A 12199-nucleotide genomic window follows, 5' to 3' on the forward strand; every position below is an offset into this window, starting at 1 on the left:
TCAGCTGGCGGTGCCGCTACGGATCGCCCCGCGCAGCGTCCGCAGCGCTACCGACAATGGGGCGAGCCCCGGGTGCGGCAGCGTCTTGATCGCGTCCAGCGAGGCGAGGGCCCTACCGACCGAGTCGGGGTTCTGCTCCAGCCAGCTCGCGACACGGTCGGCCGGAGCCGCCGAGTCCGGCGTGCCGGCCAGGACAGCCGCGGTGAACGACTCCAGCACCAGGTACAGGTCGTCGCGGATCGCGCCACGAGCCAAGGAGTCCCAGCGGTTCTCGCGCGGCAGTGCCGAGACCGCACCGAGCATGGTGTCGATCCCTACCCGCTCGGACACCGCAAAGTACGCACCGGCCACCGTCTCGATGTCGTGGTCGCTGTTGACCGCGAGTTCGGTGATGTCGAGCACCGAGAACAGGTCGAGCAGCGCGGCAGCACGGCCGGCCAGTTCGTCCGGAATGCCCTGGTCCACCAACGACGCCTTGTTGGTCTCCCACCGCTTGCGCTCGGTACCGCGCAACAGATCGGGCACCTTCGGCGCGAGCGCGGTCACGTCGGCCGAGAACCGGTCGATCTCGCTGCCGACATCGAGCGCTGTCGGCCGGTTGTTGAGCAACCAGCGAACCGCACGGTCGAGCAACCGCCGGAACTCCAGGTACAGCGTCGTCTGGGCATCGGTCGAGGCGATGTTGTCCAGCGCCTCCACCTGGGCCACGAAGCCGGTCAGGTCGAAGACCTCGCGGGCCACGACGTACGCCCGAGCGATCTGTGGGGCCGAGGCCTGCGTCTCCTCCATCACCCGGAACGCGAACGTGATGCCGCCCCGGTTGATCATCGAGTTGACGACGGAGTTGATGACGATCTCGCGACGTAGCGGGTGCTGCGCGATAGCGTCCCCGAAGCTGTCGCGGACCCGCTGCGGGAAGTACTCGCGGAGGGTCCGGGTGAACCACGGGTCGTCGGTGAGGTCGCTGCCGGTGAGGTCGTTCTTCAGCGCGAGCTTGGCGTAGGCGACCAGCACCGAGAACTCCGGCGAGGTCAAACCACCCTCGTCGTCGAGCCGGCGCTCGATCTCCTCATCGCTCGGCAGGAACTCCAGGCCGCGGTCGAGTTCCTTGCGTGCCTCGAGCCACTTGATCAGACGCTGGTGGACGGTGACCATCACACCGGTCTGGGCGCGCGCGTTGCCGAGCAGAGTGTTCTGCTCGTAGTTGTCACGCAGCACCTGGTGAGCGACCTCGTCGGTCATCGAGGACAGGATCTCGTTGCGCTCCTCGAGATCGAACTGACCACGCTTGACCAGGTCGGTCAGCAGGATCTTGATGTTGACCTCGTGGTCGGAGGTGTCGACGCCGGCGGAGTTGTCGATCGCGTCGGTATTCACGCGGACGCCGTTTCGCGCGGCCTCGATGCGTCCGAGCTGGCTGGCGCCGAGGTTGCCGCCCTCACCGATGACCTTGACGCGCATCTGCTTTCCGTCGACCCGGATCGTGTCGTTCGCACGGTCGCCGATCCTGGAGTTCGACTCGGTACTCGCCTTGATGTACGTGCCGATGCCGCCGTTCCAGAACAGGTCGACGGGCGCCTTGAGGATGGCGTTCATCAGGTCGGACGGCGCCATCTCGGTGATGCCCTCGTCGATGCCGAGGCGCTCGCGCACCTCGTCGGTCAGCGGGATCGACTTGGCCGTTCGCGGGTACACCCCTCCACCCGCGCTGATCAGCGAGCTGTCGTAGTCCTCCCACGACGAACGCGCCAGGTCGAACAACCGACGGCGCTCGGCGTACGAGGTCGCAGCGTCCGGGTCGGGGTCGAGGAAGATGTGCCGGTGGTCGAACGCGGCCACCAACCGGATGTGCTCAGACAGGAGCATGCCGTTGCCGAACACGTCGCCGCTCATGTCGCCGACGCCGACGACCGTGAAGTCCTGCGTCTGCGTGTCGTGGCCCATCTCGCGGAAATGCCGCTTGACCGACTCCCACGCGCCTCGGGCGGTGATGCCCATGCCTTTGTGGTCGTAGCCCGCCGAGCCACCGGACGCGAACGCGTCGTCCAGCCAGAACCCACGATGCTGCGCGACGCCGTTGGCGATGTCGGAGAAGGATGCGGTGCCCTTGTCGGCCGCGACCACGAGGTAGGTGTCATCCGGGTCGTGACGGACGATGTCCTGCGGGGGCACGACCTCACCGTCGAGGAGGTTGTCGGTCAGATCGAGCAGCCCGCCGATGAACAGTTTGTAGGACTCGATGCCCTCGGCCATCCACGCATCGCGGTCGCTCGGGCTCGGCAACTGCTTGGCGTAGAAGCCGCCCTTGGAACCGGTCGGGACGATGACCGCGTTCTTGACCATCTGCGCCTTGACCAGCCCGAGCACCTCGGTGCGGAAGTCCTCGCGCCGGTCGCTCCAGCGCAGACCGCCGCGGGCGACCTTGCCGAAGCGCAGGTGCACGCCTTCGACGCGCGGACTGTAGACCCAGATCTCGAACATCGGCCGCGGGTGCGGCATGCCGGGTACCGACGCACAGTCGATCTTGAAGCTGATCACCGGACGGTGTCCGCCGTCCTGGAAGGCGTTGGTGCGCAGGATCGCCATGATCGCTCCGCGGAAGGAACGCAGGATGCGGTCCTGGTCGAGGCTGGCGACCTGGGTGAGCCCGGCGTCGATGCGCTCGTTCACCTCGGCCTGAGCGGCTTCACGGTCCTGCTCGGCGGTCGGGTCGAACCGGGCGTCGAACAGCGCGATGAGATCACGGGTGAGTTCGACGTTGGTGACCAACGCCTGCTCGACGTACTCCTGGCTGAACGGCAGTCCGACCTGGCGCATGTAACGGGCGATCGCACGAAGCACCGTCACCTGCCGGGCGGTCAAACCACCTTGCAACACAAGCGCATTGAGCCCGTCGGACTCGCTGTGCTTGTTCCACACCGCCGCGAACGCGTCCTGGAAGCGCTCGCGCACCTGAGCGAGTTCGGCATCGGTGCCCCACACGTCCGCGTCATCGGCGCGTAGGCCGAAGTCGTAGATGTGGATGAGTTCGCCGTCGGCTCGGTTCATCGAGTACGGACGCTCGTCGGTGACCCGGACGCCGAGATCGGTGAAGATCGGCATGACGTCCGACAGCAGCACCCCGTTGCGGCGGAACAGCTTGAACCGGCGCTCCCGCGCGTCACCGGAAGGATCGCGGTAGAGCGTCAGACTGGTGTCGTCGCCGTCCTTCAGCGACTCGATGTGGCGCAGGTCGGCGACGCCCTGACGCGGACCGAAGTCCTCCTTGTACGCCTCGGGAAAAGCGTTGGCGTACAACGACATCACCCGCGCGGACGCGTCCTCACCGTCTTCGTCGCGGGCATGCATTCCGAGCTGCTCGGACCACGTCTGGGTGGAGCGCAGCAGTTCCTCGCGCAGTGCCTCGTCATCGACCTGCGGCACACCGGTGCCGGGGTCGACACGGACGACGAAATGGATGCGTGCCATCTCGGCGTCGGTCACGTGGGTCGTGTAGTCGATCGCCGTGGCGTCGAAGGCGTGCTTGAGGATGTTCGACATCGCCAGCCGTACACGGGTGTTGTAGCGGTCGCGCGGGATGTAGACGACGACGCTGGCGAATCGGCCGAACTCGTCGTCGCGGCGCAGCACCGCCGGGGTGCGTCGCTCCTGGACGCGCATGACCTGGCTCGCGATGGACTTCAGTTCCTCGGTGCGGATCTGGAACAACTCGTCACGCGGGTAGGTCTCCAGCACCTGCATGAGGTCCTTGCCGGAGTGGCTGTCGGGGGCGTACCCGGAGTTGGCCACGACCGCAGCCACCCGCTCGCGCAGGATCGGCACGCGACGCACCGACTCGACATAGGCGCTGGAGGAGAACAGCCCGAGAAAGCGGCGCTCACCGATGACATTGCCGGCAGCATCGAAGGTGCGCAGGCCGATGTAGTCGAGGTAGACGGGCCGGTGCACCGTGGAGCGGGAGTTCGCCTTGGTGACCGTCAACAGGTGCGGGTCGCGGGCAGTGCGTCGCGCGTGCGGGGTGAGGCGCGAGAACGCCTCGGACGCCGGGACGTCGTAGCGCAACAGACCGAGGCCGCTACCGGCGACGCCGCGCAGGACGTCCTCGCCGTCGACCTCGTCCAAAACGTACTCGCGGTAACCGAGGAAGGTGAAGTGTTCGTCGGCGAGCCACCGCAGGAAACCTTGGGTGCGCTCCACGATGTCCTTGCCGACCGAACTCGGCGGGTCGGCCTCCAGGTCGCGGATGATGACATCGCACTGTGCGCGCATGCGTTCCCAGTCGGTCACGGCATCGCGGACGTCGTCGAGCACCTCGTGGAGAACAGCGATCAGGTCGGCGTCGCCGGACTCGTCGGCGGCCAGATCGATCTGCAGGTTCATCCACGACTCGGCGATGGGATCGGCCGCGCCCGAACGGTGCTGGGGCTGGTCATCGGTGTCGAGGATCTCGCGCAGTTCGCCGTAGGCGTCCCGCTCCACCCAGAGCTGCGGGTGGATCAGCAGGTGGACGCGGCGACCCAGACGAGCGAGCGCCGCGGTGACCGAATCGACCAGGAACGGCATGTCGTCGGTGACGATCTGCAGGACCGCGTACGACGAGCTCCAGCCGTCGGCGTCCTTGTTGGGGTGCAACACCTGGATATTGGCTCGACCCGGCGGACGCTGCTTGGCCAGTTGCTGATGCGCGTGCAGGAAGCCGTGAAGATTCGCCGATCCCAGGGCGTTGATGTCCTCGTCGGCGACATGCCGGAAGTAACGCTCGGTGAGCGGGTCGGTGCACCCCCCGTCGCCGCAGTCGTGCGAAGCGCTCTCGCGCAGGACTTCCTGCCGGTGGTGACCGGACAAGTCAGCAGACAAAGCCAACAAACCTCATGGGTGCGTAGCGTGGCGGCGCACGTCGTTGTGTGCCGCCCGTCGACTGTATCGCCCCTGTGAAGTACGCCACAGTCGGGTTGGGCGGGTTAGCGTGGCCCGCATGCCTTCCTCGACCCAGGTCCGCGACGACGCCCTTCGCAGACTCGCGGCGACGGTTCCACAGCTGTTGTCGGTGCGGGTCGAGACCGCCACCGACACAGCCACGGCGACGATCGGGCAGGCCATCGAACATGTCGCCGAAGCGCTGCTGGCGTGGCACGACTGGCTGGTCGGCGGGTCGGCCGTGCAACTGCGTCTGAGTGACGGTTTGACACCCACCGGACCCTTCCGTCCGCGCGCAGGTTCGAGTGTCGATCCGGCCGCGCTGGCGTCGGCCGCGTACGACCTGCGCCGTTGTGCCGCAACGCTGCAGACTGTCGTGGACGAGGTACCCGGCGAGGCGTCGCGCGCCACCGGACAGGAGTTGACCGATGTGCTGCGCGGGCTCGCCGAGGTGCTGCAGGATCACGTGGCGCAGGTACGCGAACTGCTGCCGGGGGGTGGTGGAGCAGCCGACACCCGACAGGCGCGACTGAGTGTCGCCGAACGCGTCCTGCACCGCAGGGTGCTCGATACGCTGCGCGCATGAAGATCAAGCGTTCCTGGACCTACCCCGCCCCCGTGGCCGACGTGTACGCGATGGTGACCGACGAGGCCTATCAGCGACGCAAATCGGCGGCGACCAGCACCGACGGCGGCACGGTCGAACTCGCCCAGACCGCCGACGGAGGACACCTCATCACCGTTGCCCGGGTGCTGCCCACCGATGCGTTTCCCGAGAACATCAGGGCGATGGTCGGCAACACCATCACGGTGGTCGAGACCCAGACCTGGGGTCTCGCCGGCGACGACGGTTCGCGGGTCGCCGACCTGGCGGTCGACGTGAAGGGCACGCCGGCGTCGATGAAGGGCACGGTGAGGTTGACCCCGGTGTCGGACACACAGACCCGACTGGACGTCGACGGAGACCTCAAGGGCGGCATCCCGATCATCGGCGGCAAGATTGAAAAAGCTGCCGCACCGTCCTTCATCCACGCACTCGAGCAGGAAGAACGCATCGGCACCGAATACCTCGCCGGCAACTGAGCGTAGACAGATCGGTCTGGGAATCACGTTGGTTCCCAGACCGACTCGCGTTGTTGTCAGTTGTAGTTGAGCACCACGCTGGCTTCGGTGGTGTTCACCCGGAAGGCGAAAGTCCCCTGCAGGTGCAGTGATCGGGTGTGCCCGCCGAACCTCCGGGCCCAGGACTGCGCATGTTGTGCTGCAGGTCAGCCCATGTGCGGGTACTCGTAGGAGGTCGGCGCCACGAACGTCTCCTTGATGGAGCGCGGGCTCGTCCAGCGCATCAGGTTCGCGGGTGAGCCGGCCTTGTCGTTGGTGCCCGATGCACGCCCCCCGCCGAACGGCTGCTGGCCGACGACGGCGCCCGTCGGCTTGTCGTTGATGTAGAAGTTGCCAGCAGCGAACCGCAGACGGCGGGTGGCGTCCGCGATCACCACCCGGTCGGTGGCGATGATCGAACCGGTGAGCGCGTACGGCGCGACCGACTCCATCTGGTCGAGCACCTTGTCGAACTGGCGGTCGGGGTAGACGTGCACCGCGAGGATCGGACCGAAGTACTCGGTGGAGAACATCTCGTTGTCGGCGTCGCCGATCTCCAGCACGGTCGGGCGCACGAAGTAGCCGACCGAGTCGTCGTAGGTGCCGCCGGCCAGCACCTTGATGTCCTTGTGCGCATGTGCCATGTCGATGGCGTCCTTGTGCTTGGCGAACGCACGCTCGTCGATGACCGCACCCATGAAGTTGGAGAAGTCGGTGACATCGCCCTGGGTGAGCGAGTCGGTGATCGAGACGAGGTCGGCCTTGATCTTCTTCCACAGGCTCGCCGGCACGTACGCGCGGCTGGCGGCCGAGCACTTCTGGCCCTGGTACTCGAAAGCGCCACGGATCATCGCGGTCCGCAACACGTCCGGGTCGGCGGACGGGTGGGCCAAAATGAAGTCCTTGCCGCCGGTCTCCCCCACCAGGCGCGGGTAGGTGCGGTAGTCGGACAGGTTGGCACCGACCTGGCTCCACAGATGCTGGAAGGTCGGGGTGGATCCGGTGAAGTGGATACCTGCGAGGTCGCGGTCGGCCAGTGCGACCTTGCTCAGGTTGAGTCCGTCGCCGGTGACCAGGTTGATCACACCCGGGGGCATGCCGGCCTCTTCGAGCAGTTCCATCGTCAGCTGCGCGGCGCGGTTCTGCGTCGGGCTCGGCTTCCAGACGACCGTGTTGCCCATCAACGCAGGAGCGGTCGGCAGGTTGCCGGCGATCGCGGTGAAGTTGAACGGCGTGATCGCGTAGACGAAGCCCTCGAGCGGACGGTGGTCGGTGCGGTTCCACACGCCGCGCGCGTTGGCCGGCGGCTGCTCGGCGAGGATCTGTCGGGCGAAGTGGACGTTGAAGCGCCAGAAGTCGATCAGTTCGCAGGCGGCGTCGATCTCGGCCTGGTAGCAGGTCTTGCTCTGCCCGAGCATGGTCGCTGCATTCATGCGGGAGCGGTACGGGCCGGCCAGCAGGTCGGCAGCCTTGAGCAGGATCGCTGCGCGGTCGTCGAAGCTCAGCTCTCGCCAACCCGGAGCGGCGTCCTTGGCCGCCTGCACCGCCGCCTCCGCGTCGGCCACGGTCGCGTTCTTGAGAGTGCCGAGCACCTTCTTGTGGGCGTGCGGCTGACGGACGGCAATCGTCTTGCCACCGCCCATGACTCGCCTGCCACCGATGGTGTGGGGCAGCTCGACCTGCTCGCCGCCGATCTGCACGAGGGCGAGTTCGAGCGAGGCGCGCTCCGGACTTCCGGGTGCGTAATCGAGAACCGGCTCGTTGACCGGTGCGGGCGGAGTGGTCGCTGCGTCCATGAAGGGTGGCTCCTGTCGTGCTCGGAAGTGTCCGGCAAAGATGCGGACGTTCGTCCGGCCATCGTCTCAGACGCTCGGCGACCGCAGTCTTTCGACGTCGAACTGTCCGGTTACTCGTGAACGCCATGGCCCGGATAGTCGGCCTGCTCGATCACCAGCGTCCATACCCCTCGCAGACCGGGCAACGAACTCGTCAAGCACCAGCCCTTTCCCGCGTGTCCCGATCGATCAGGACGACCGATTCGCCCACCAGCCGCTGCATCGTCGGCTGTCTACGATCCTGATCCGTGGCCCGGTAAAACGCCAACGATTCGGTATGGACGAACACGTTCGACCGGAACGCCGTCGGCTCGCAGCGACTCCCGCATCGGTGCAGGTGTCCCGTCCAGCGGGACAGTGATGTCCAGGTCCGACAGGGCGGTGGCCGTTCCTCGAACGACGCTCCCGCCGAGCCAGGCCGCGACTGGGGAGGAAAACCGTTGTGCCACGACCTGCGTCGCGAGACGGACAGATTCGTCCGGGGCGAGTGGGAAGGGTTCGGTCACTGGTTGTCGATCACGTCGAGAAGCAGTCCCAACTCCGTGGCGTCGAACCAGGACAGTTCGATGTCCTCGTCCGGATGCTCGGCGGCGTTGCCGTCGATCAGGTGAAAGCTGGCAAAACGCTTTAGCGGCAACGGTCCACAGGCGACCACCTTCGCGTCGGCATTACCGTCCGTCACCGAGCCTTCGGCGACGTCAGCAGCGGCGACGACCTGCGCCCCCAGCGCGATCGCGGCCAGCGCGGCGTCCTGGCTCGCGGCGTACTCGTGCACCTCGTCGTCGTCGACACCAGGGCGTCCGGTGCGAGCTGCGTCCGTCACCGCGAATGCGTCGAAGCGCTCGTCGGTGAGTTCACGTCCGTCGCGCAGCGCGAGGAGTTGCTCGGTGGTCAGCGGAAGGTAGATCCGGCGCATGGTGGTCACGGGTGCCTCCTCAGCTCTCGGACACGAGTTCGGCAAGTGCTTCCTCGACACATTGGCCGAGCATCTCGACGTCAGGCATCGAGTCGCGGTCTGCGGTGAGGCCGAAGAACACCTTGCCGTTGTACGACGTGAGACCGATGGCGAGCGCCTGACCTTTGGCGATGGGGATCACCGGATAGGAACCGATCATCTCGGCGTCCGCGGCGTACAGCTCGTGCTGCGGCCCGGGGACGTTGGTGATGACCAGGTTGAACATCCGGCGGGACATCACACCACCGAGGCGAGCCCCGAGAGAGTGCAGGGTGGGCGGCGCGAACCCGGACAGGCCCGACAGCGACCGCGCTCCGACGGCGGTGCGCGAATCAACCTGCTGTTGCATCGCGTACGCGACCTGGTGCAGTCGCATCCGTGCATTCGGCTCCCCGACGGGGAGGTCGATGAAGCATGCGGTCACCTGGTCCTGGTCCGGGTCGTCGTCGACGGAGTGCGTGCTCACCGGCACCATTGCGCGGATCGTCGCACCGGTGTCGACTGCCTGCCCACGCGACATCAACCACGCCCGCAGACCGCCCGCTACCGCAGCAAGCACGACGTCATGGACAGTGACGTGCTCATTGGAGCTGTCGGCCGTGATGCGGGTACGCACCTTCTGGTAATCGGCGAGCTCACTCTCCAGCATCACGTACCGCCGGTACCCGCTGACCTGTGCATTGAGCGGGCTGCTCGGCGCCCGCAGCGCGGTGCTCCGCGCCAGCACACCCAACAGATCGGTTGCCGTGCCCGCGACTCGCCGACCCAGAGTGTGAACGTCGGTCAGTACCTCGACTCCCTCGCGGATCACTCGCCCCGGGCTGCGCAGCATCGAGAAGATGCTGTCGGCGACGAGTTCGATCGCCGACGGCTCCGGACGCGCCCGCCAGGTGTGCGGGATCTGGTCCTCGCGGCCCGCGTCGGAGTCGACGATCACCTGGCCGATGTCGATCGCGTTCACACCGTCGACGAGTGCCTGGTGGGTCTTGGTGACGATCGCGAAGCGTCCGCGCTCAAGCCCTTCGACGAGGTACAGCTCCCACAGCGGACGATCCCGATCCAGCGCGCGCGACTGGATACGTCCGACGAACTCCTCCAGCTGGGCGGTGTTGCCCGGTTTCGGCAGCGCGGAGCGACGTACGTGATACGTGATGTCGAAGTCCTGGTCGTCGACCCAGACCGGGTTGCTGATGCGTCCAGGGGTGTGCCGAACCCGCTGGCGGTACCGCGGCACGTAGGCGATGCGGTTGCTGACAAGGTCGATGATGTTGTCGTACTCGAACCCCTCCGCCGGCGGGTCGAACACCATCACCGAACCGACGTGCATAGGCGTGGTGGCGTCCTCCAGGTACAGGAAGGACGCGTCGAGTGAGGTCAGTCGATCAGCCACGCGGCTATGTTCTCATCCCTGGTGGTCAGCCCGCTCGCCTACGCAGACCTCGTCCCCGGCGCGCGGGACGGCCCTGCGCCAGACCCATCCGTTCGTGCGCGAGTGCGCGGATCGCTGCTGCCGCCGGCGACGACGGTGCGGTTTCGGCAAGTGCCCTGCCGGCGAGCAGCGCAGCGTCCAACGCGTCGCGGTCGTCCGGGATCAACACCGGTTCGACGCCGGCGAACCGCTGCAGCGCGTGCTCGATCTCCTGACGCGGGTTGCGACCGGCGGCCGATGCGCGAACCTTGGTGACCACCACCGTCGACCGAGCGACGGTGAGTTCCTTGACCTCGTCGATCGCGCGCACGAGCCTTCCGATTCCGATCGGGTCACCGGCAGCCACGACCAACACCTCGTCCACGTTGTCGAGCACTGCACGAGTGGCCATGTTCCGTTGCGGCGCAACGGTGTCGAAGCTCAACTCCTCGTCCAGATCGGTCGGTGCCGCAATGTCGACGATGGTCCATCGATGCATCCGTTTCGAGGTTTCCAGTACCGATTGCAGTGCAGCAGAACGAACTTCCGGCCAACGGTCCGGGCGCGGCAGGCCGGTCAGGATGCGCAACCTGTCCCCCACCATCGGCGCCAGCCCGGCGAGCGAGACGGTGTCGAGGCGTCCGGCTTCAGCCAGTCGTGTCGCAGCGGCGACGCCCGGTGCTTCATCCAGCACGCCGAACAGTTGGGCCTGGCACGCACCATAGGTGTCGGCGTCGATCAGCATCGTGGGTTCTCCGGCAGACGCGAACTCGACGGCGAGGTTGGCTGCGAGGACCGAACGTCCGGGTGCGCCCCCGGTGCCCCAGACCGCGATGACCTTGCCGTCCTCGTCCTGCTCGTTGGGTGCCGGAGAACCGGCATCCTCCTCGGGCAGGACTGCCACACGCGGTACGTCGGTCGTCGCCGCCGCGTGCACCTGCTCGAGGAGTTCGTCCTGGGCAGCTCGATCACCGATCAGCCAGCTGACACCCCACTCACGCAGTGTGCGCTCCTGCGACTCGTCGGCGAACACGCCGATGACCCGTACGCCCTGGTCGCGTAGTTCGCGTACGGACGACAGATCGAGACCGGGCAGGTCCGCCGAGACCAGCGCCACCTCCGCACGACCGGCGGCAGCGACGGCGAGCACCTCGGCGAGATCTGCACAGCGTCGGACCAGATCTACCCCGTTCGCCGCGCCGAGCACCGCAGCGATCTCCGCCTCGGCGTGCGCACTGACCCCGGTGATGACCGCGATCGCCATCAGTTGCCCTTCATCGGTGAACCCGCGGCGGGGATCAGCGTGACCTTCGCACCACCGTTCACCGATTCGATGATCGTGGCGACCTTCGCATCGGGCACCAGGACGTAGACCTGGTCCCCACCGGACGACACTCCGAGACCCGATCCTGACGTGGGCACACGATGCACGGTCGCCCGTTGTACCTCTTTGGTCGGACGCTGGAAGTCGTTGGTACCGGTCGAACCCGGCGTGCGTCGCGCGACCCACACGTCGACGACCGAGCCGCGCACCAGTGCGGTCGCCTGCGAGCCGGCGACCGGCAGACCGATGCTCTTCGCGTTCACCTCGCCGGCCGACCCGATGGCGCTCGTCGGCACCAGTTCCCCTTCGCGGACCTCCCGCAGCACGGTGCCTGTCGGCTTCTTGCCGGTGCCGAAGTAACCCTTTCGCCCGTTGTCGATCCGCACCTTGACCACTTCGAGATCGGATGCCGCCACGGAGTCGCCCGGAAGGAGCGTCCGCTTTGCACGGAGCACCTCGACGGACGAGTCGAACTGCTTGAGGGTCAGCGCGCCCGCGAGCATCGCCAGGATCACCAGCAGCACCCCGGCGATGAGGCGACCGTCCTTCCATGACGGTTTCTGCAGGCGTTGGGCCGGACGCCCGTCGGCGGCCGACTGCGACGTCGCGCGAGGCGTCATGCGAGACGTCGTGGTGTGGGTGTCGCCCATCGGTCGTTC

General features: G+C 66.9%; 9 protein-coding genes. 2 read left to right on the forward strand and 7 right to left on the reverse strand.

The annotated features are described in order from the left end of the window. Positions 1-4857 (reverse strand): NAD-glutamate dehydrogenase, encoded by a 4857-nt coding sequence (locus EU513_RS09985; protein ID WP_129625749.1) that lies wholly within the window; start codon positions 4855-4857, stop codon positions 1-3. 118 nt (positions 4858-4975) lie between these two features. On the opposite strand from EU513_RS09985, the gene EU513_RS09990 reads away from it, so the two are divergent. Continuing rightward, positions 4976-5503 (forward strand): hypothetical protein, encoded by a 528-nt coding sequence (locus EU513_RS09990; protein WP_129625750.1) that lies wholly within the window; start codon positions 4976-4978, stop codon positions 5501-5503. After that, complete coding sequence (locus EU513_RS09995; RefSeq protein ID WP_129625751.1) at positions 5500-6000, forward strand: DUF2505 domain-containing protein; 501 nt, start codon at positions 5500-5502, stop codon at positions 5998-6000. Before EU513_RS09990 ends, EU513_RS09995 begins: the two co-directional genes overlap by 4 nt. Before the next feature lie 185 nt (positions 6001-6185). Here the strand turns inward: EU513_RS09995 and pruA are convergent, their stop codons facing one another. The 6 genes from pruA to EU513_RS10025 all read right to left on the reverse strand — a co-directional run bounded on the left by pruA (position 6186) and on the right by EU513_RS10025 (position 12190). Then, positions 6186-7814: an L-glutamate gamma-semialdehyde dehydrogenase gene (pruA, locus tag EU513_RS10000; RefSeq protein ID WP_129625752.1), complete on the reverse strand. Its 1629-nt coding sequence runs from the start codon at positions 7812-7814 to the stop codon at positions 6186-6188. Positions 7815-8086: 272 nt separating this feature from the next. Continuing rightward, on the reverse strand, positions 8087-8359 hold the full coding sequence (locus EU513_RS16675) for a nucleotidyltransferase domain-containing protein (protein WP_205744742.1): 273 nt from the start codon (positions 8357-8359) through the stop codon (positions 8087-8089). Further along, entirely contained in the window at positions 8356-8778 is a 423-nt protein-coding gene (locus EU513_RS10010; RefSeq protein WP_129625753.1) for a hypothetical protein, read from the reverse strand. Before EU513_RS10010 ends, EU513_RS16675 begins: the two co-directional genes overlap by 4 nt. Positions 8779-8788: 10 nt before the next feature. Next, positions 8789-10198, reverse strand: a complete 1410-nt coding sequence (locus EU513_RS10015; RefSeq protein ID WP_129625754.1) for a wax ester/triacylglycerol synthase family O-acyltransferase — start codon at positions 10196-10198, stop codon at positions 8789-8791. A gap of 25 nt (positions 10199-10223) precedes the next feature. Beyond that, the gene (locus tag EU513_RS10020) at positions 10224-11480 is read right to left on the reverse strand and encodes a tyrosine-protein kinase family protein (RefSeq protein ID WP_129625755.1); all 1257 of its coding nucleotides are present in this window, start codon (positions 11478-11480) and stop codon (positions 10224-10226) included. Beyond that, positions 11480-12190, reverse strand: coding sequence for a hypothetical protein (locus EU513_RS10025; protein WP_129625756.1), 711 nt, complete (start codon positions 12188-12190; stop codon positions 11480-11482). Before EU513_RS10025 ends, EU513_RS10020 begins: the two co-directional genes overlap by 1 nt. Between the last annotated feature and the right edge of the window lie 9 nt (positions 12191-12199).

The organism is Yimella sp. RIT 621, assembly GCF_004146205.1.
GTDB lineage: Bacteria > Actinomycetota > Actinomycetes > Actinomycetales > Dermatophilaceae > Yimella > Yimella lutea.